This is a genomic window from Dysgonomonas reticulitermitis, assembly GCF_054601275.1.
The window spans coordinates 21,078-39,488 of sequence record NZ_BAAHWU010000030.1; the positions used below are offsets into that span (position 1 = coordinate 21,078).

Consider the following 18,411-nt stretch of genomic DNA (forward strand, 5'->3'; position numbering starts at 1 on the left):
ATTTTAATATTTTACTTTGATTAAGAAAGCCAGTACATAAAATGGTGGTCTGTTTTCATGTTCCTGTCCACCACCAACCTTTTGAATTGTAGCATCCAGCCATCTATCTTCACTCATACTTCCAACATTATATTCACGTGCTGCATTTGCCTGGTCAATGCTTCCAGGTGTTGACTGATCATCAATGTCACCTGCTTTTGCTGATAGTTTATTGAATAACTGATTTTTGACGTGATCATGTGATGGAATTTCATTGGTTGTCAAAGTGACTTTTTCCAATCCACCTTTTTTTCCTATTTCATTGTAATCAGTTTTTGATGGATCATAACCGACAATAAAAAGATGCCTTAAATCAGGCAAATTGAAACTTTCATCATTTTCCTTTCCATAATACCATGCTAATTCAGGATAATCTGCTGTTTTCAGCACACTACCATCAGCCAGTTTGTAATTTTCAGGCGTTCTGTCCACTCTACCTGTCCACTCCATTTTGAATCCAGGTGGTTCACCTCGAATAGAAGAAATCTTTTCTTCCAGTTGTTGATTGGTCAATATTTGTGCAAAATCAGCCCAATTATATTCACCATTATCAGCAAACTTTGCAACACGCAAAACATACGCTTCGGGATAATCAACACCAAAAGCATGATCATTCACCATTGTTTCCTGAATGGTTATTTTTGCTTTTTTTGTTCCTGCTTCAAATGGCAATATTTCACCATTTATGACAATCAACCCTGCACTGACTGTTGTGCCAGTCACAACGCATCCTGATAAAATATAGTTTTGTCCACCAAGCTGTGCGATGTTGCCAGCCATAAAAGACTGTTTTTGCAAGAAATCCAACATATATGTGGATGGTGGAAAACTGCTTTTTGCTGTAAAATTCCCTTTATTCATAAGATATAATGTATTTCTTTGTTGACAGTTTGTTTTTATGAATCAATATTTTAAGTCTGCGTTCTTCATCCTGTGACAATGTAAATCCAGCCGAAAAAACAACTTCAAAATCAATTTGATCCGCACCAATAGTTCCTTTTTCCATGATCATATATGGTGGTGATGTGAATTGCTCTGTATATGGCACACGCTGGTTGTTGCTTTTATCCAATATCAACAATGAATTAAAATTAAATTCATAATTGCGCACCTTTATACGTCTTTCATAAAAGTCAAATTCATCATTGATCACTGCTTGCATGTAGCATATTTGCGCATTGTTTTTGGTCTGCAACGATTCATCAAAACGAACAAAATCACTTTGCATGTCATCCAACGGTTTGATCATTGACAGCAAAAACAGCCGGATCAAATCATTCCTTAACAATGTAGGTGTCAGCAATAACACCAACAGTGAATAATTGATGTTATAATATTTCTTCATTCGGTATAAAGTTTAAAATCAGGTTTGCATCAGATATTTGATAATATCCAGCATGTGCAATTTCACGTGCGTTGATTTCAGTGAATTGAGTATATGCACCATAACGAGATGCAGCAAATTTGATTTCAGCCACATCCACACCATCCAGCACCTGCAATGTGTCCACCAATGCCTGATTTGTGTACATTCCATTGAAAGGAAGGTTTTTCAAATAGTTTCTGATGGCATCCTGAACTGGTGTGTTTGCATTGCCATCCAACCGCTTTCCGGCTTCATCCAACACCTGTGGATCATAATAGATGTCAATGGTCAATTTCATGTGATCCGGCTGATCATTGATCACCACAATGCGCACACCTGCATATTGGTATGCGTTTAAATAGTTTTTAAAAGCCGTTAATTGTGTAGCAGACAATGGTTGCCTGTTGCCATTGCTTTCAGTGGCAATTTTCAGATAAAGAATGCTTTTATCCAGTGATTCCACTGCTGCTGCATACTTCACCATCTGCCTGGATGATATTTGTTCACTGGTCAATCCGGTGTTGTCATAATAGTCTGTTTCAAACACCAGTTCCTGTCCAAACTGGAATTGTTTGGCTTTCCAGGCATACCAGTTTGCCGTTCCTGACATTTGTTCATTCAGGATGGCTGAAATATCAATTTTATGTTGTTCAAACAGTTGCTGATTTACCCATAAAGCAGTTGCAATAGCATCAAAAATTATATTTTCGAGTGATACGGCTGAAAACTGATCTTCAAAGGTCAAACCATCCTTCAATCCATACAGTTGTTTCACCATTTCGTTGGTGATATATGGATCAGTCATCAATTCCTTTATGTCAGCAATCGTTGTCATTTGAATTTTATTTTAATGAATAACCAAATAGAAAAACCGATCAAACAGGATGCACCAATTGCAATGAGCATCTTTTGCCACCACTTCAATCCTGTTTCCTTTTCTTCCTTTGTCTTTGTTTCGGTTTTAGCTTTTATTTGTGAATTGTCCTGCGTTTGCACGGATGACACACTGTCTTTTTCCTGATGGATGTTTTCCGTTTCCTGCACATCCGTTTCTTTGTTGATGTTGATTTCATTTTCTTCCTTCACCGGATGCTTTCCGGTTGCAGGATCAACAGGTTTGTCCGTGTCATATTTGGTATTTTTGATACCAATGTTCATCCGGTCTTTGATGATGCGTTGCATGATCCTGTCTGTAAGTTCAGCCAGGTGTTTGTCATCAGACACAGTGATGTCATTGTTGATGGCAATATCTTCTTTCTGTTTCAGTTCAGAAACCGCCTTTTGTGGTGATTTGCAGGAAAACAGCAACACAGAAATCAATATGAAGATCAAATGTTTCATTGTTCAATGTTTTTTTCAATCATTCTGATAATCGTTTTCAGAGTAGCTGCATAGTTCGGATCAGTTGCATATCCTGCTTTTGCAATAGCATCAGCAAAGGCAAATGGATCATTTTTCAATTCCAGTGCCTGTGCATACCTTTTATTTGCAAAGAAGAAATTGGCGTGATCTGTAAATGATTGTTCAGGTGAATCATATTTTCTGAACCAATCTTTCACCACATAATCATATTTACCATCTTTTCGTGGTGTCACTGATATAATTTCAGGAAAATGCACATTTGGTGAACTAAGCACTTCACGTGTCCTGATCAGTTGCTTTTGATCATCAGGTGTGTTCTTAGATGCTTTCACGCCAAAGAACATATTGCCAGGTGCAGAACCACCCCAACCTGATTCCAATGCAGCCTGTGCCAATGTGAACCGTGCATCTATACCTGTTTTATTTTGAGTTTGAACGGCAAATGGATAGTATGCCTTTACAAATTCTTTTGGTGTCATTTTAGCCATTGTTTTGATCATTTAAGTTTTTAGTTTCTTTTTCTTTCAAAAATTCAGACAGTTTTGGAATCTTTTTCACGATCTCAACAGACAGAATCCAGTGAATATATTTAAGGAATAAGTTTTTGGTGAAAATCCTGCGTAAGTTCTCAACATTTGAAACTGTCTCCACCCATGCAATGATGTAGGCTTCAAATTTCACGCACGTCAATGTGAAGATCAGCACGTTCGTCCTGGTTGTTCCAGGCTCAATGAATTGTTCAATCAGGTGCAGCAGTATTCCTGTACATAATGTGCCAACAATAGACACTATATAAACCACCAGCTTTGCAAAGCTCCAACGCATCCTTTTACTGACAATCCTTTTCCCTTCATAAATACTGGCAGCAATTCCGGTCAGATAATCGGAGATCACCAGCCCGCCTGCCAACATCAGAGCGAATCCGATTGCATCTGCATTATTACTGAAAGCAGCAGCAAATGCCATAAATAGTGAACCAATCCACGTCACAGTCCTGTCAACCATTTTTTCCATTACGATACAATAAAACTGATACCTACTGCCATAAATCCGATACCACCAAAGGTCTTTTGTTCCAGTGTGGTCACTGTTGCCGGATAGATGTTGTTTGTTTTATAATAATTCATCACACGCCTGTCAATTGGTGTTGGTGTCGCCAATGGTGTTCCAACTGTCAGTGCTTCTGTTACTGCAATTTCGTCTGCAATCGACATTTCAATGATTGCTTCTATACTGCCAGCTTCACGCACTGCGATGTCACCAAGCCATTGCCCTTGTTTACTTGTAATTTGCATGTATTTCAACATTTTGTCCGTTTATTTCCACTTTCTTCACTCGCATTCCATCTGCAACCAATTGTTGCCTGATTTTGTGTTTATACAACAGAAATTCGTGATCCAGCAACATATTGTTGATCCCAACACCCACCGTTGGATGTGATTTCAATTCACCAGGCTGCATGTACAGAATAGTTTTGGCATTCTGCATGGTCACATCACCAACAGTGAATCCCTGAACAATTTTGCCTTCTGCATCCCTTTGCACCTGAATATCCAAATCATTGGTCTTTGGATTCAATAAGATTCCTAAATTCTTCATTTGAAAATCTGTTTAAATGATGTTTCAATCATATTTAATTGCGATATAACACCAGGATCAAATGTGCCATTTCCAAGTGGTGTGATCACCTGTGCTTTTGCCAGCGTTTGGATCAGTTGTGAAACCAGTTCCATCACATTCTGTCCGTTGCAGGTTATTTCAATAGTGTCAACCACATCAGCAGACAACACAAAAAGGTTGCTGAAATCACCGGAAAAAGAACCAACCAACACATCACTTCCTTCTGCTGGTGTCAACAGCACTTTGTTTTCCGTTTGTGCTGTTGTCGGTTTCAGCCGGACACCATCCAGTTCCAAGCCATCCACATTGATGGTGCAGGTGTCACCCTGCGAACTAACAAAGGTTGCTGTGAAAAAAGTTTCTTTTGTTTCATTCCTGCCTTTCAGCAGGTCTGCCAATCTTCTGTATTTATCCATTGCCTGTCAGTTTACGTCCAATTTCTATTTTGCGCACACCACCATCTTCACTGAATGTTGTGGTGACAGACACCACATAATATGATCCGGTTTTATATTCATATTCTTTGTCATGCAAATGCAATGAAAATGTTGGTTCTACATACGGAATCAGCCAACCTGTGATGCTGCCTTCATAGCCATCATAAACCAGGTATTTCATTTCTTCCAATCCACGTTGTTTCAGTGCTGCATCATCCATCACGTTGTAAACCTTCACCGTGCGTTTTTCACCACCAGTTGTGCCAACAGTCACAGATTTCTTTTTGCCATCCAGTCCAATGCCTTCAACTACAACTTCAAACTTCCTGTCATCCTTGCTTCTATATTTCAGGTCTGATGATTCGATATTGACAGCAAAGTCATAGCGCACATCACCGCCTTTTTCTACATAAGCCGGATGCACGTTCAGTGTTGTTCCTTGCATGTAGATATTTGCTTTTGTATCTTCCTGCAATTTTTTCAACACATCATAAGCATTGGCATTTTTGATCACAAATTTTTCATAGGTGATGTCATAGGTACAATTCAGGTCTTTCATTCCGATTTGGCTACCGCCGATTTGCAATTCAGAAAGACAGTATTGCACAATCTGTTTCACACTGGTTTTAGTGAATTGTTTGTCTTTTACAGGTTTGCGTGTCAGATAGATGGCATCTTCACAATTGAATGTCAAACTGCTGTCATCTGTATCAATGCGTTGCAAATAGCCTTCAAATTCAGTCACCAGGTTGTCATCATATCCCAATTTGATGGTCACAGGATCACCAACCTTCACTTTTCCTTCAATGTCCAACGATTGGTTGTAAACAACACCAGGAACAACCACAACGGCTGTGTCTGTCAGCAGGTCTACACTTTTGTGTATTTCCACCGATTCCAGCAAACCAAGTTTATAGTTGCCAATGCGTATGTCATAAACCATGTTAAACATCTTTCACGTCAATGAATAGTTCATATAAATCATCACTGTAAGCATCCAGTGAAAAGTTCTGCACATTTTCACCTTTTGAGAATGGAAAAGAATATGGTTCAACCACTATTTGGTGACAGTCCAACAGTTGCAGCAATTCATTTTGCACCTCAATGGCTTTGCGTTGCCTTACTGCTTCATAAAGTGTTGACAGATCATCAGCAGGATATGCGTGCAAATCTGTATTGACCAACGTTCCCTGAATATTGATGGACAAATCATCTTCTGACCACCGTTCTTTGATTGATCCACGCTTTTCCGATTTTGCCACATAACGCCTTTTGATGATGTTTTTTCCTGATACCGAAATCAACGGTTCAATAGGAAATTGCCACCACTTTCCATCAGGCAACCGCAATGACAAAGGCAATATCATGCTGACCACTTCACCACTTTGCACCAGGTCACTGGCATCCTGCACCGTAATCCGGTTGTTCTTTGAAAAAATTGTGTTGAATGCCATAATCTTAAATTTGCCCCTGTGCCATTGTCAGCGCACGTGTTAATTGATCCAATACGATGTCACGGATATTTTCTGCACCTTCTTTCAGATCATTCACATATATCTTCATGTTGTTTCCCATTTCACCAACAGTCACATAAATATGTGTTGTTTTTGATCCACCAGTTGCAATGCTGTTTGCCGTGTCTTTTCCTGCTTTGCCACCAGTTCCACCGCCAATGCCACCTGATCCACCAGTTCCACCACCAGGTGTCATGTCAGTTCCTGGAATACCAGGTGAAGAAATACCAAGTTTGCTTTTCAGACTATTGGCAACATCAGAAAAGGAAGTATCATTGACCTTCAACTGGATCACATCCAAATTGGAAATCTGATTGTTGATGTCATCAATTTTGCCTTTTACTTCTGCAATTTCTTTGGCACGTTCATTCCGTTGTGATTCCAGTTTTGCCAGTCCTGCATTGGCTGCATCTTCGTTCCAAAGTGATTGAAGTTTATACCAGCCTTTTTCAATGGTTTCCAGTCCTTTCATAAAAAAGTCCTGAATCTGCAACCATTTCAGTTGTAAGTTTGCTTTGAAGCTGTCAAAGACCAGTGTACACAGTTTTATCACATTATCCCATGTATCACCCCAACCATCAATTTTGATGATCAGAAATGCGATCAATGCAATCAATGCCACCACACCAGCAATGATCAATCCAACAGGATTGGCAGTCAGTGCAGCATTCAACAGCCATTGTGCTGCTGTCCACAATCCGGTTGCAATGGTGATTAAACCAGTCACAACCTTATATGCAGTCAGTGCAGCAGTGACACCGATAATCAGACCGGAAATAATTGGAAAATCAGAGGTGAATTTATCTGTCAGCCTTCCAAGTGTGCCAATAGGATCATCCAACAGTTTGTTGAATCCCTGCAATGCAGGTTTTAAAACAGGTTCTATCCAGTTATAAAACCGATTCATCCACAAATCAATTTTGGACAATGCACCTTTCCACAATCCACCTGTTTCATTGGACATCCGTTCTATCATACCGTTGAACTGTCCACCTGCACCAGTTGCATCATAAAATGCCTGTTTCACCATCTGTGATGAAATCAACCCTTTTGACATTTCATCTTTGAGTGTGGCAACGCTTTTTCCGGTTGTTTTACTCATTTGATTCAGCGGATTGAATCCGGCATTGATCATCTGCAATAAATCCTGTCCCATCAGCTTTCCGGTGGATGACATTTGCGAAAATGCCAAAGTCAATGAATTGAATTTATTGACATCACCCATTGCAATGTCAGCGATGGCACGCAAATTTGGCATGATTTCATCTTTTGCAATATCGAAACCAGCCATCATTTGCACACCATTGGTCAATGCTGTTTTGCCATACGCTTTTGCAGCATAGCTGTTGATGTCATCAATCATCTTTTTTGCAGGTTCTGCACCACCAAACAACACTTCAAATGACACGTTTTTCATGCCATGTTCCATTCCATCCGAAACAGTTTTTCCAAGTATTGCACCAATTCCCAGTGTGGCAAAAACACCTGTTATTTTGGAAGTAAGACCACTTAAATTGACCGTGTTTAAGCCTTCAACTTCATTTCTCAAACCACGTACATCATTGCGTGATGAACCTGATGCTGCACCTATGCGATTAAGCATAGACAGCACATTTCCATTTACATTCAATACATAGTTTAATACATTCATTTTCCTGCTTCCTGTTTTCTAATCCAATTCAGTGATTCTGCGTATGCTGCCCATTCTTCATCAGTCAGTCCATCAGGATCAGCAATGTGCAGATAGTAACGCAATTGCGTATTTATCAACATGATCCCATTTTTGGCAGCGCAATATTTGGCTGACTTTAGAGCTTTGTGATTTCAGCGTCTTTGACCTGTACGATTTCAGCCAGTTTTGACGAAACACCAAAGAACATTTCATCATCTGTTTTGATGGTTTCATCACCACCTAACCAGCAATTTTGCAACAGTGCTTCATTGGCACGCACCGGATTGTTTCCGAGTGTGGCAACATAAGCCATTGTTTTCCTGTCCGGTGTTTTCAGATAACAGACTGATTCACCAACTTCAACTTTGAAGATATTTCCGTGTTCTTTTTTCCACTTTGCGATTTGTTCGGCTGTTGCCGTTCCTGCTAATTCTTTTGCCATAATTGATTTGATTGATTAAGCGTTTTTTATGTCCAATGCCAGGAATGGCATGGCTATTTCCATGAATTTGTCACCTTGTGACATACCCTTTTCATATTCAGTAAATTCAGCACCTTTGATGACATCTGTTGAAATTGCAGTGGATGCAACAGATGCTGCATTCAGTTCTGCACCATACGACACAATAATGTCAACCTTTGCTTCCAGTATGTTTCCACCTGTTGCCAATTCCAGTGCTTCAAATGTGCTTTGTGTGAATGTGATGTTTCCGGTCACGGATTCATTGCCACTTTGAATGCTGTGTGCTTTGCGCCCTTTGGCAAACATGGCTTCTTTTTCACGTGCTTTCTTATAATTGATGACACGGAATCCTGAAATTGGCACACCACCCACAATGATGCTGATGTCAGCCCATTCATATTCACGTCCGTTGATCAGGAAAATATCTTTTTCTTCCATTGTCCTATTCGTTAATTGTGAAACCTAACAATACATTGATATACCTGGCATAAGCATACGGACGAACACGCAACTCAATATTGATTGTGCTGGTTGCCAACACGTCCTGCGTTGGATCAATGTAGCACTGAACACCACCATCACCATTGTCATCAGACAATTCACCAGTCATGTTGGATGTGATGGCATTTTCAACTATCTGTTGCCATGATACAATCACAGGCTGCAACATTGTTCCATTTGATTTCACCTGCACTTTGTCCAACAACTGTGTGATCAGCACTGCATAAGCAATGCGAAACGCTTTGTCAATGGTGCGCAATGCAGTCAAATGGTTGTAGTCATCCGTTTCTTTGGTTGCCAGCAAGTCATCAGCTATGAAATAGCCTGATATTCCGGTGAAGGTTCTGAAAGTCATGTATGAAAAATTATAGATGCTTTCAGTGTCAGCCAGTTCAATTGGTGTGTCACCAGCATACATGGTCAACACGTTCAATGCACCATTGGCAACACGTCCAATATTGGTGTCAATGCTGGTTGATGCTATACGTCCGGCAATAAGTCCAACAGCCTGGTTTGCTGATCCCTTTTCAGTTGATCCGATCACCACGCCAACACGATTGTATTGATGTTTTTTCAAATCTTTCAGTTCCTGTGCATCACCACTGAAATCCAATCCATCCAGGATGGTGAAAATAGGTGCATAACGTGCATCTTTTGACCATTCACCAAGCATTTGCGCATTCAGCATGGCTGCTGCCATGTCATCATTCAGTCCGTTGGTGATAGTTGGTGTTGCTTCTGCAACCTTTGTCACTACCAGTCCACGCAATTGACCATTGGTTGATTCAATCACATTGCGCAAATACGGATTGTCTTTGCTTAACACATCAGACATTTTCAGCGTGGATGGATAACCAACCACAAACACCTGTGTTCCTTCCGGTGCTTCTGTATAGAAGTGTTTGACCGTTTGGTGAAACAATGCGTTGTTTTCAGCAGTCACACCAAGTGCTTCCAGGTCTGTCAGTTTTCGGATGCTGTAATGCTTTGCGAGGGCAAAAGTGTCTGTGACACCAACTGCACCGCAAACAGCAATACAAAGCAATCCATCTGCACTGGATATGGTTTGCCCCAATGCACCGTTGCCATAGTCTATTTTTACTTTTGGTAAACCGTTTAGTGCCATTTTATTCTTTGTTTACTGTTACGATTGTTTTGTCATCCAATCCTTTGATGTGTTTGATTGCATCAGTCTTTTCAAAGAATGGGATCATGTCACTGGTGAAATACAGGACTGATTTTCTGTGATTTTTTGCAAACACTTCTGTTGCAATGCGTTCACGTTGTGCAGTCTTTTCCTTTGGTTCAGATGGAACATCAGATGTTTTCAAAGCCTTGTTTATAGCTTCCAATGCTGCACCAGCAACTGCCTTTTGCATAGCCGGATCAAGTTTGTCAAATTCAGATTCTTCATCTAAATCATCCACCACTTCAATGTTCACGTTCTGATCACGTGGTGATTGACCACCTGCTATTTCAGCACCAGTTTCAATCCCTTCCTTTCCAGTTGTTTCTGCTTCACTTTTAGAATCCAGGACGGTATCTGTGACACCTTCTGTTTGTCCACTGCCAACTGTTTCAACGGTGCTTTGCTCGCTGTCGGAATGTATTTCCGGCGTTTCGTTTTTGTTTTTAGTTTCGGGTGTGGTTTCGGGTTGTATCACCACATCAGTCTTAGGATCAGTTGAAGCATTGTTTTTTGTATTATTTTGTTTTGCCATGATTGATTGTCTTTGGGAAAATCAGACTTTTAACACATGGCTAAAAGCCTGATTTCTGATTATAAACCTATTATGAAGAAAAGCCAATGTTATGCAGTTGCACTGTATATTGCACCAGTTCCAAATTTGCGGAATGGCATTGCCACAAAGCGCATTTGAAATCCGATCAGCCAGCCACGATATTGCGCCCAATTGCGTTCCGGTTCACCTTCAATTGTTCCCATTGCACGCATCACTTCTGAACTCACAAAAGCAACAGAAGCATCAGCACCAACGGCTGAACCATAAGGCATTTTTGCACCAGTAGCAGCATTATATTTCGGATTGCCTGTGTACATATATACTTTGAAACCATCCAGTTTGCCATCCACCATCAGTTCCTTATACTGTTTCATATTCTCGTTTTTGAGATCAGCCTGATGTTTAGGGCAAAGAAGCAACACACGTCCTTCCTGTGGCAAATCACCATCATTGAATGCCAATGACAATTCTGTGATGTCTTTGAATGTTAGTGCTTTTGTTCCATCACCACGATCAGCACCAGTTGTTTTCAGTACAGGTGTGTCAGTTGTGTGTGCAGCAGGTGCGATGTTGAAGGCAGCAGACATGGATGCCTTTTTTTGTAGCACCTTAACATGTTGCCTGGCAACGGATTCCTGTTTATTATACGCTGTTTCCAATTCTTCCACATTGGTCACGTGTGTTGGTTTCGTGTCGAATGTCGCCAACGGAATTGGTATGTTTTCATCATCACGCTGTGCAGGCGTAAGCGGCCACACGTTGTTGTTTTCCACAACATCAGGATCAGCACCGCATTCTGCCAGGTTGATCACGTTGTTGTCCTGCATGTGATCCATTGATGTCAATTCATTGAGCCATGCACCATCAGGATAAAATAATTCTAATATGATAGGTGCGAAAATTTCTTTCCAAACTGTTAATGCCATTTTGTTTTTCGATTAAAATTGTTTGATAAAAAGGTCTGTGACCTTACTGATTTAGTGTTTTTTGCAGTTTTTCAAACTGTGCCGGATTTTCGTGTTTCAGTCTTTGAAGTCCTTTTGCGTCTTTCTTCGACCAATCACGATATGTCCAGTTTTCACGTCCTGCTGACAGGTCTGATTTTGTCACCTGGTCTGCGAGTGATGCACTTGCATTGGCAGGTCTTGAATCCACAATTGCCTTCACACTGTCAAAGCCACCATTGTCAGACAGTTTCAGAAACTCTGTTTTTTCTGCTGCCGTGATCTTACCGTCTTTTTCAGCTTGATTCAGATAGTCAGTTCTTTCCTTTGTTCCTGCTGCTGCAATCTGTGCATTCAGTGTTGCAATCGTTTTGTCTTTTTCGGCAACTGCCAATTCCACATCTTTTGGTGTGTAATCATTAGGCAATGCCAAACTTTCCACAGTTTTCTGTGATAATGTGATTTGTTGCATTTTCGATTGATTTTGAATTTGTTGATGATTATTGTTGAAGTTTAGTTGTAGTTGTTCAAAACTTAGAACCTCTTTGTTTTCGTTGTACAGTACCACTGCACCTGCATCAGCAGGAATGGAAACAATGCTGGCTTCCAACAGTTCAGATTTGGTGACAGTCCACACATCATTGATCAGTTGCATATCCAACACGATCAGACCAATGGATGCAGCACGCAAAAAATCACCTTCGTATTTGCGTTTGACTTCTGCACCAAGTTCATCACCATCATCAAACACAGGATCAGCCTGCAACTTGTTTTCTGTGAAAGTCCAGTTTTCCCAACGTCCAATCACTTTGTCCTGGTTGTGCTGATAGAGCATCACCGGATTGTCTGTAAACCTTTCCGTGTTCATGCCTGAAAGATCAATTCTGTAACCTTTTGAATTGACCTTATTTCCATCTGATAAAACGATTCTTTTTGCCATGTATAAAATGAATTATATGGCAAAGTAACCGAGTGCAGGAAAGGTGACAAAAAACAATTGTCAAAATGGCAGTGATTTTTTATCACGCAGGCTTTATTGCTCAATTTTGCATTATAAAACAATATTTTAAACAGCAAAAAATAACTGTCGTTTTGTCATATTGTTTTCAACAAATCAATTTTGAGTATGGCAAAAGAATTAAAAAACGCTACAAAAAAAGAGATTGCAAAAGACCTTTTTCTGACTGGTAAATACCAGCAAAAAGAGATTGCAAAAAAGGTTGGTTCTGCTGAAAACACCATTGGAAGGTGGGTGAGGGAAGGCAAATGGGAATTGTTGCGTGCGAACCTTACAACCACTAAAGAAAGTGTGCTTTCAAACTGGTATGCGCAATTAGCTGAAATGAACAAAGACATTGAAGGACGTGATGAAGGCAAACGGTTTCCAACACCATCCGAATCAGACCGGATGATCAAAATAGCATCAGCCATCAACAAACTGGAATCTGAAACTGGTATTTCAGAAGTTTCCAGTGTCTGCATAAAAGTCTGTGAGTTTACACGCAAAAATATTGGATTGGAAAAGGCACAGGAAATCAACAAGATTTTTGATGCCGTAATTGAAGATATGATGAAGTGATATGGCAAAGAAAATTGACATTGACGCATATAAACGGTGGAAAGAATATTGTGAATCAATAAAGAAAGCCACTGATGTCAACACAGATGAAACATTTGGTGAAAAACAGGCACGTATCAAACGCCTGGAAGCAGATGATGAAGCGTGGTTTGCATATTATTTTCCACACATTTCCACCAATCCTGTCACTGGTGAAATAACACCACCAGCACCATTCCATAAAAAATCAACTAAACGGATCATGTCCAACATGGAATGGTTTGAAGATCGTTGCTGGTCACGTGAGTTGGCAAAGTCAACACGCACAATGGAAGATGTGTTGAAACTGACATTGACCGGAAAGAAACGGAATGTGATTTTGGTGTCCAATTCAGAAGATAATGCCATTCGTTTGCTTGATCCATACCGTGCAGAACTGGAATCGAACCAACGGATCATCAATGACTATGGTGTGCAGAAAACAACTGGCAAATGGTCTGATGCTGAATTTAAGACAAAAAAGGGTGTTGCATTTCGTGCATTGGGTGCAGGTCAATCACCACGTGGATCAAAGAATGATAATATCAGACCGGATGTGATCCTGATTGATGATATTGACACAGACCAGGACTGTTTGAATCCGGACATCATTGAAAAGAAGGTCAATTGGATTTTTGATGCGTTGATTCCAACACGTGCCATCAATATTCCATTGCTGATCATAGCATGTGGAAACATCATTGCAGAATACTGCTGTATGACTGAACTGAATAAAAAAGCAGATCATGTTGATATAGTGAACATCAGGACAAATGGTGTCAGCAGTTGGAAGGAAAAAAACAGTGAAGAACACATTGACCGTGTGTTGTCCATCATGCCACATTCATCCGTTCAGAAAGAATATTTCAACAATCCGTTGACATCAGGACGTATTTTCAAAAACCTGGTATTTGGACGTGTTCCACCTCTCAAAACAATGGAACAATTGGTGGTCTATGGTGATCCATCGACATCAAACCGTGAATCCAAAAACAGTTCATTCAAAGTGGTTGCATTGTTAGGCAGGAAAAAGGGAATCACTTATGTGATCAAAGTATTCTGCAAACAGTGTACACAGGCAGAATTTATCCAGGCTTATTATGACATGTATGCGATTGTGACAGCAGCCGGAATGACTGCGCAATATTATATGGAGTGTAACAGCCTTCAGGAAGGATATTTTGATGTGTTTTTTGAACCGGAGTTCAAACGGATCAGCAGGCAAACAGGCATTCCCCTGTATGTCAAAAAAGACGAAAGACCAAAAGCCAACAAATTCACACGTATTGAGGGAACACTTGAACCTGCTGACAGATTGGGTTGGCTGATATTCAACGAAGTGGAACAAAAGAATCCACACATGGAAGAAACCGTTGGTCAATTCAAAGCCGTTGCGCCTGCATACGGTGGTGCAATTGATGCACCTGACTGCATAGAGGGTGGATATAAGATTTTAGATAAAAAAGGTGGTTTAGCTTTGTCCACATACAGATTCCAGCAACGGACTTCACGAAGATTTTAAACAACAATTAAACAGCATTTAAAACTATGTTTCTGACAGAAGATGAAATGAAATCGGTAATGTACAATTACCAGGTAGGTGAAATAGTTGAAGATGATCCCGAAATCATAATGGATGGCATCAAAGCTGGTGTTGCAGAAGTGCGTGCCTATTTCACAGCCAGCAACCAAAAACAATGGAGTGATGGCAGACCAAAATATGATGTGGACAAAATATTTGGTGCAACAGGTGATGACCGTGATGCGTGGGTGCTGCGTATGTGCAAAACAGTTGCAGCCTGGAATATCTGCGAACTGTCCAATGTTGACATCATTTATGACCAGGTGAAAGACAGATATGAAAAGGTGATCAAAAACCTGGAAAAGATTGCAGGCATGGGTGACTACAAAGATTCACCAACATTGACACCTGATCTTCCAACTATTGATGATGATGGCACTGGTGAAGGTGAAAGCACAAAACTTCCTTTCCGTTTCGGATCACGTCCAAAATTTAATCACGAATAAAGCTATGGATTTAAGACAGTATTTCACAAATAAAATATTGCAGTTTGCTGCATCCAAACAGAAGCAACAACAGGATATAAGAAACCACACGCCAACAATGGCTGCACGTGTGATTGAAAAACAACAATCAATGGCACGCCGTGACATTGCTGACTGGAAATGGGGGTGGCAACTTTATACGGCAACATCAGAACCAAAGTCATTTTTGTTGCAGGACACTTTTTCAGACGTGTCAAATGATGCTTTGTTGTCATCACAGATGAACAATAGGCGTGAACAAACAATTTCTGCACCTTTTGAAATGGTGACACCGGATGAAAAGGTGGATGATGACATGACAGCACGCATCAGGACAATTCCTGTTGTCACTGATATTTTAGGACATATTTGGGATTCTGAATGGTATGGCAATTCTGTCATTGAACAATCGGTGCAAAATGGTGTCCACAAAGTGCAATTGGTCAACAGACGAAACATTGTGCCATCCAAAGGCAGGTTCTATCCTGATACTTCAATGAACAATTACATTGAATATCGTGACAATAAAGAGTTTGGCAAATGGATTTTGGAATTTGATTCTGATGGCATTGGATTGCTAAACAAAACAGTTCCACACGTATTGTTCAAAAAGTTTGCGCAATCGTGCTGGTCTGAACTATGTGAAATATATGGCATTCCACCACGTGTGATGAAAACAGAAACACGTGATCCGGCAATGTTGAACCGTGCTGAAATGATGATGCGTGATGTGGGTGCTGCTGCCTGGTTCATCATCGACAATGCAGAAGATTTCCAGTTTGCCAATGGTGTCAACACCAATGGTGATGTGTATAATAATTTGATAACACTTTGTAACAATGAAATAAGCATGCTTGTTTCAGGTGCTATCATCGGACAGGACACCAAACATGGAAACGAAAGCAAAGAAAAGACCAGTGTGAACCTATTGGACAGGCTGGTTGAAGCTGACAAACGGATGGCAGAAGTTTACATGAACACGGTGGTGATTCCTTCATGGATCAGAATTGGTTGGATTCCATCCACCACTTCACGTTTCCGTTATGCTGCTGTTGAAGATGTGGAAACACTTTGGAAATACACAAAGGAACTGTTGCCACACAAAGAAGTTGACAATTCATTCATTGAAGAAAAGTTTGGCATCAAAGTCACTGATAAATACGCAAATTTTCAGTAGGTGCAAAGGCAGTGCCATCACCCAATAAACTGTCACTGCATCAACTATATGATTGTAAATGCCCGAACTGTGGTGGCAACATTGAACGTCTGTCATTGTCACAGACTGAAAGTGATGATCTGCAAAAGGCATTCAATAAGGCTGCACGCTGGATTTTCAAACAAAAGAAATCCGAGATACAACCGGATGACCTGAATGACCAGGCAGTGCAACCATTGCTTAATTCTATCAACAGTGTTTTGCAGGATGGTTTTAACAAAGGTATTGAACACCGTGTGCCATACATAATGAAGCGTGATTTGCGTGAAAACATCTATGTGTTTTCAGGTGCAAAAACCTATGCTGAATTAAAAGAACTTAGTGGACTGTTGTTGGATGGTGATGGCAATATAAAACCGTTCTATAAGTTTTGGCAGGAAGTTCAAAGCATCAACACTGATTATAACAAAAGCTATTTGGAAGCAGAATATATTTTTGCCACACAGTCAGCACAGATGGCATCCACATGGAATGAATTTGAAGCAGATGGTGACAGATATAATCTTCAATACCGGACTGCTTATGATGACAGGGTGCGTGATTCTCACCGTTTGTTGCATGACATTACATTGCCACCTTCTGATCCATTTTGGGAAAAATACTTTCCACCAAACGGTTGGCGTTGCAGATGTACGGCTGTACAAGTGCGAAAAACAAAATATACTGAATCAGACAGTGAACAATCTGTGCAATTAGGATCAGAAGCAACAAATGGAAAGAACAACATTTTCAGATTCAATCCGGGTAAACAGAATGTGATCTTTCCTGAACATCACCCATATCTGAAAAACCTGAACAAACCTGAAAAGGAAATCATCAAAAAGAAGGCACAGGAAGCAAACCAGGTGTTGACCAAAGATGATGTTGTGTCTGTGATCAGTGATATTGACAAAGAAAAGAACTGGTTTGCACGTGGATTCAGCAAACTGGAAGTGACCAGGAAATCAGGTGTGAATGGATCAACGGACATGGATGGCAAAATTTGGCTGACGAAAGAACGAATGGAAAAAACCATTTCAGGAATAAACAAATTGCAGAAAGGTGAAGAAATAAGCAATGATGAAGCTGATGCACTGGCAACATTTTGGCATGAAGTAACACACAACAGAAATAAATTGGGAAATATGCCAATGGATAAAATGCAGACCAGGTATATGGAACAGGCAAATGAATTTGTTGCACGCCGGACGTTACCTGATCTTTATGATTCTTTTGGATCGAAACTGCAACATCCTGAGTTTATGACAAACAGGACATCTACTGGTTATAACTCAATGGTCAATAATTATTCTAAAATAATAGAGAAAACAGGACTTGATATTGATAAGGTCACAGAAAAAGTAAAAGATAGCCTTTTCAATAATAAATATACTGATCAAAGGCAGGGATTGAAAGATGCTTTGGAAGGTGCAAAGAAAACTGATGGCAGCACATTGACAAAATCCGAAATCGAAAAACTATTAATGGGTAGCCATCGGAAAACAGAAACAGAATTTGAAAAGTATTTGGATGATATTATTCGTTAAAGAAAGCAGAAAATTCAGATGCAAATTCTTTTTCCACTGCTGTAATCAGTTCTTTGTCCTGGATATATTCAGCATAGTCAATCAACGAAAATGCACGGTTTGTTTCTGTCAGGTCTTTCAGAAAATCATCTTTGTCACCAATCAATTCATCAATGATTTGTTTATCATCGGTAAAGTCCAAAATGGTCTTATTGCGTAAGTCTAAATTATTGTAATCCATATTAATAAAGTTTTATATACAAACCTACATAAAAATCTTCGATTTTTAGGCCAGTTGTATAAAAAACCAAGACCACCCTTATCTTTATAGGCTGAGTGGTATCAGCGTGTGATCCACAGATTGTAATTATTTACCGTGGTCTATGC

The 18,411-nt window shown here is 40.1% G+C and carries 25 protein-coding genes; 5 read left to right on the top strand and 20 right to left on the bottom strand.

Annotation, left to right across the window (positions count from 1 at the left end; all coding sequences use genetic code 11):
• Window positions 1-3: 3 nt before the first annotated feature.
• The 19 genes from ACYPZI_RS11110 to ACYPZI_RS11200 form a co-directional block, all read right to left on the bottom strand.
• Window positions 4-900 carry a tail fiber protein gene (locus tag ACYPZI_RS11110; protein ID WP_459601553.1) on the bottom strand — a complete coding sequence of 299 codons (897 nt, stop codon included), beginning with the start codon at window positions 898-900 and terminating at the stop codon, window positions 4-6.
• Window positions 893-1,384: a hypothetical protein gene (locus tag ACYPZI_RS11115; protein ID WP_459601555.1), complete on the bottom strand. Its 492-nt coding sequence runs from the start codon at window positions 1,382-1,384 to the stop codon at window positions 893-895. Before ACYPZI_RS11115 ends, ACYPZI_RS11110 begins: the two co-directional genes overlap by 8 nt.
• On the bottom strand, window positions 1,368-2,240 hold the full coding sequence (locus tag ACYPZI_RS11120) for a hypothetical protein (RefSeq protein ID WP_459601557.1): 873 nt from the start codon (window positions 2,238-2,240) through the stop codon (window positions 1,368-1,370). Before ACYPZI_RS11120 ends, ACYPZI_RS11115 begins: the two co-directional genes overlap by 17 nt.
• Window positions 2,237-2,746, bottom strand: coding sequence for a hypothetical protein (locus tag ACYPZI_RS11125; RefSeq protein WP_459601559.1), 510 nt, complete (start codon window positions 2,744-2,746; stop codon window positions 2,237-2,239). The genes ACYPZI_RS11120 and ACYPZI_RS11125 overlap by 4 nt, the downstream gene beginning before the upstream one ends.
• A complete protein-coding gene (locus tag ACYPZI_RS11130) occupies window positions 2,743-3,255 on the bottom strand; it encodes a glycoside hydrolase family 73 protein (RefSeq protein ID WP_459601561.1) in 513 nt (170 codons plus the stop codon). Before ACYPZI_RS11130 ends, ACYPZI_RS11125 begins: the two co-directional genes overlap by 4 nt.
• On the bottom strand, window positions 3,248-3,781 hold the full coding sequence (locus ACYPZI_RS11135; RefSeq protein WP_459601563.1) for a phage holin family protein: 534 nt from the start codon (window positions 3,779-3,781) through the stop codon (window positions 3,248-3,250). Before ACYPZI_RS11135 ends, ACYPZI_RS11130 begins: the two co-directional genes overlap by 8 nt.
• The gene (locus ACYPZI_RS11140; RefSeq protein WP_459601565.1) at window positions 3,781-4,062 is read right to left on the bottom strand and encodes a hypothetical protein; all 282 of its coding nucleotides are present in this window, start codon (window positions 4,060-4,062) and stop codon (window positions 3,781-3,783) included. The genes ACYPZI_RS11135 and ACYPZI_RS11140 overlap by 1 nt, the downstream gene beginning before the upstream one ends.
• Window positions 4,046-4,366, bottom strand: a complete 321-nt coding sequence (locus ACYPZI_RS11145; protein WP_459601567.1) for a hypothetical protein — start codon at window positions 4,364-4,366, stop codon at window positions 4,046-4,048. Before ACYPZI_RS11145 ends, ACYPZI_RS11140 begins: the two co-directional genes overlap by 17 nt.
• Window positions 4,363-4,803 (bottom strand): hypothetical protein, encoded by a 441-nt coding sequence (locus ACYPZI_RS11150; protein ID WP_459601569.1) that lies wholly within the window; start codon window positions 4,801-4,803, stop codon window positions 4,363-4,365. Before ACYPZI_RS11150 ends, ACYPZI_RS11145 begins: the two co-directional genes overlap by 4 nt.
• A complete protein-coding gene (locus tag ACYPZI_RS11155; RefSeq protein WP_459601571.1) occupies window positions 4,796-5,767 on the bottom strand; it encodes a hypothetical protein in 972 nt (323 codons plus the stop codon). The genes ACYPZI_RS11150 and ACYPZI_RS11155 overlap by 8 nt, the downstream gene beginning before the upstream one ends.
• A 1-nt stretch (window position 5,768) precedes the next feature.
• Window positions 5,769-6,278, bottom strand: coding sequence for a DUF6046 domain-containing protein (locus ACYPZI_RS11160; RefSeq protein WP_459601573.1), 510 nt, complete (start codon window positions 6,276-6,278; stop codon window positions 5,769-5,771).
• Between the two features lie 4 nt (window positions 6,279-6,282).
• Complete coding sequence (locus ACYPZI_RS11165; RefSeq protein ID WP_459601574.1) at window positions 6,283-7,989, bottom strand: tape measure protein; 1,707 nt, start codon at window positions 7,987-7,989, stop codon at window positions 6,283-6,285.
• Window positions 7,986-8,111 carry a hypothetical protein gene (locus ACYPZI_RS11170; RefSeq protein WP_459601576.1) on the bottom strand — a complete coding sequence of 42 codons (126 nt, stop codon included), beginning with the start codon at window positions 8,109-8,111 and terminating at the stop codon, window positions 7,986-7,988. The genes ACYPZI_RS11165 and ACYPZI_RS11170 overlap by 4 nt, the downstream gene beginning before the upstream one ends.
• 35 nt (window positions 8,112-8,146) lie before the next feature.
• Window positions 8,147-8,452, bottom strand: coding sequence for a hypothetical protein (locus ACYPZI_RS11175; RefSeq protein WP_459601578.1), 306 nt, complete (start codon window positions 8,450-8,452; stop codon window positions 8,147-8,149).
• A 15-nt stretch (window positions 8,453-8,467) separates the two neighbouring features.
• On the bottom strand, window positions 8,468-8,911 hold the full coding sequence (locus tag ACYPZI_RS11180) for a hypothetical protein (protein WP_459601580.1): 444 nt from the start codon (window positions 8,909-8,911) through the stop codon (window positions 8,468-8,470).
• 4 nt (window positions 8,912-8,915) lie between these two features.
• Entirely contained in the window at window positions 8,916-10,100 is a 1,185-nt protein-coding gene (locus ACYPZI_RS11185; protein WP_459601582.1) for a DUF2586 family protein, read from the bottom strand.
• Between the two features lies 1 nt (window position 10,101).
• On the bottom strand, window positions 10,102-10,695 hold the full coding sequence (locus ACYPZI_RS11190; protein WP_459601584.1) for a hypothetical protein: 594 nt from the start codon (window positions 10,693-10,695) through the stop codon (window positions 10,102-10,104).
• An 89-nt stretch (window positions 10,696-10,784) separates the two neighbouring features.
• A complete protein-coding gene (locus ACYPZI_RS11195; RefSeq protein ID WP_459601586.1) occupies window positions 10,785-11,642 on the bottom strand; it encodes a hypothetical protein in 858 nt (285 codons plus the stop codon).
• A gap of 43 nt (window positions 11,643-11,685) precedes the next feature.
• A complete protein-coding gene (locus tag ACYPZI_RS11200) occupies window positions 11,686-12,600 on the bottom strand; it encodes an HK97 family phage prohead protease (protein WP_459601588.1) in 915 nt (304 codons plus the stop codon).
• Between the two features lie 186 nt (window positions 12,601-12,786).
• On the opposite strand from ACYPZI_RS11200, the gene ACYPZI_RS11205 reads away from it, so the two are divergent.
• From ACYPZI_RS11205 to ACYPZI_RS11225, 5 genes are all read left to right on the top strand, one after another.
• On the top strand, window positions 12,787-13,239 hold the full coding sequence (locus ACYPZI_RS11205) for a terminase gpP N-terminus-related DNA-binding protein (protein WP_459601590.1): 453 nt from the start codon (window positions 12,787-12,789) through the stop codon (window positions 13,237-13,239).
• 1 nt (window position 13,240) lies between these two features.
• Window positions 13,241-14,779: a hypothetical protein gene (locus tag ACYPZI_RS11210; RefSeq protein WP_459601592.1), complete on the top strand. Its 1,539-nt coding sequence runs from the start codon at window positions 13,241-13,243 to the stop codon at window positions 14,777-14,779.
• A gap of 26 nt (window positions 14,780-14,805) precedes the next feature.
• A complete protein-coding gene (locus ACYPZI_RS11215; RefSeq protein ID WP_459601594.1) occupies window positions 14,806-15,285 on the top strand; it encodes a hypothetical protein in 480 nt (159 codons plus the stop codon).
• 4 nt (window positions 15,286-15,289) lie between these two features.
• Window positions 15,290-16,480 (top strand): phage portal protein family protein, encoded by a 1,191-nt coding sequence (locus ACYPZI_RS11220; RefSeq protein WP_459601596.1) that lies wholly within the window; start codon window positions 15,290-15,292, stop codon window positions 16,478-16,480.
• A 95-nt stretch (window positions 16,481-16,575) separates the two neighbouring features.
• Window positions 16,576-18,045: a phage head morphogenesis protein gene (locus ACYPZI_RS11225; protein ID WP_459601598.1), complete on the top strand. Its 1,470-nt coding sequence runs from the start codon at window positions 16,576-16,578 to the stop codon at window positions 18,043-18,045.
• On the opposite strand, the gene ACYPZI_RS11230 is transcribed toward ACYPZI_RS11225, so the two are convergent.
• Entirely contained in the window at window positions 18,035-18,265 is a 231-nt protein-coding gene (locus tag ACYPZI_RS11230; protein ID WP_459601600.1) for a hypothetical protein, read from the bottom strand. The two genes, ACYPZI_RS11225 and ACYPZI_RS11230, sit on opposite strands and share 11 nt — an antisense overlap.
• Window positions 18,266-18,411 lie beyond the last annotated feature (146 nt).

Coding starts and splice junctions, on each gene's coding strand:
- ACYPZI_RS11110 (WP_459601553.1), bottom strand. CDS start 900: ATGAATAAAGGGAATTTTACAGCAAAAAGCAGTTTTCCACCATCCACA.
- ACYPZI_RS11115 (WP_459601555.1), bottom strand. CDS start 1,384: ATGAAGAAATATTATAACATCAATTATTCACTGTTGGTGTTATTGCTG.
- ACYPZI_RS11120 (WP_459601557.1), bottom strand. CDS start 2,240: ATGACAACGATTGCTGACATAAAGGAATTGATGACTGATCCATATATC.
- ACYPZI_RS11125 (WP_459601559.1), bottom strand. CDS start 2,746: ATGAAACATTTGATCTTCATATTGATTTCTGTGTTGCTGTTTTCCTGC.
- ACYPZI_RS11130 (WP_459601561.1), bottom strand. CDS start 3,255: ATGGCTAAAATGACACCAAAAGAATTTGTAAAGGCATACTATCCATTT.
- ACYPZI_RS11135 (WP_459601563.1), bottom strand. CDS start 3,781: ATGGAAAAAATGGTTGACAGGACTGTGACGTGGATTGGTTCACTATTT.
- ACYPZI_RS11140 (WP_459601565.1), bottom strand. CDS start 4,062: ATGCAAATTACAAGTAAACAAGGGCAATGGCTTGGTGACATCGCAGTG.
- ACYPZI_RS11145 (WP_459601567.1), bottom strand. CDS start 4,366: ATGAAGAATTTAGGAATCTTATTGAATCCAAAGACCAATGATTTGGAT.
- ACYPZI_RS11150 (WP_459601569.1), bottom strand. CDS start 4,803: ATGGATAAATACAGAAGATTGGCAGACCTGCTGAAAGGCAGGAATGAA.
- ACYPZI_RS11155 (WP_459601571.1), bottom strand. CDS start 5,767: ATGGTTTATGACATACGCATTGGCAACTATAAACTTGGTTTGCTGGAA.
- ACYPZI_RS11160 (WP_459601573.1), bottom strand. CDS start 6,278: ATGGCATTCAACACAATTTTTTCAAAGAACAACCGGATTACGGTGCAG.
- ACYPZI_RS11165 (WP_459601574.1), bottom strand. CDS start 7,989: ATGAATGTATTAAACTATGTATTGAATGTAAATGGAAATGTGCTGTCT.
- ACYPZI_RS11170 (WP_459601576.1), bottom strand. CDS start 8,111: ATGTTGATAAATACGCAATTGCGTTACTATCTGCACATTGCTGATCCT.
- ACYPZI_RS11175 (WP_459601578.1), bottom strand. CDS start 8,452: ATGGCAAAAGAATTAGCAGGAACGGCAACAGCCGAACAAATCGCAAAG.
- ACYPZI_RS11180 (WP_459601580.1), bottom strand. CDS start 8,911: ATGGAAGAAAAAGATATTTTCCTGATCAACGGACGTGAATATGAATGG.
- ACYPZI_RS11185 (WP_459601582.1), bottom strand. CDS start 10,100: ATGGCACTAAACGGTTTACCAAAAGTAAAAATAGACTATGGCAACGGT.
- ACYPZI_RS11190 (WP_459601584.1), bottom strand. CDS start 10,695: ATGGCAAAACAAAATAATACAAAAAACAATGCTTCAACTGATCCTAAG.
- ACYPZI_RS11195 (WP_459601586.1), bottom strand. CDS start 11,642: ATGGCATTAACAGTTTGGAAAGAAATTTTCGCACCTATCATATTAGAA.
- ACYPZI_RS11200 (WP_459601588.1), bottom strand. CDS start 12,600: ATGGCAAAAAGAATCGTTTTATCAGATGGAAATAAGGTCAATTCAAAA.
- ACYPZI_RS11205 (WP_459601590.1), top strand. CDS start 12,787: ATGGCAAAAGAATTAAAAAACGCTACAAAAAAAGAGATTGCAAAAGAC.
- ACYPZI_RS11210 (WP_459601592.1), top strand. CDS start 13,241: ATGGCAAAGAAAATTGACATTGACGCATATAAACGGTGGAAAGAATAT.
- ACYPZI_RS11215 (WP_459601594.1), top strand. CDS start 14,806: ATGTTTCTGACAGAAGATGAAATGAAATCGGTAATGTACAATTACCAG.
- ACYPZI_RS11220 (WP_459601596.1), top strand. CDS start 15,290: ATGGATTTAAGACAGTATTTCACAAATAAAATATTGCAGTTTGCTGCA.
- ACYPZI_RS11230 (WP_459601600.1), bottom strand. CDS start 18,265: ATGGATTACAATAATTTAGACTTACGCAATAAGACCATTTTGGACTTT.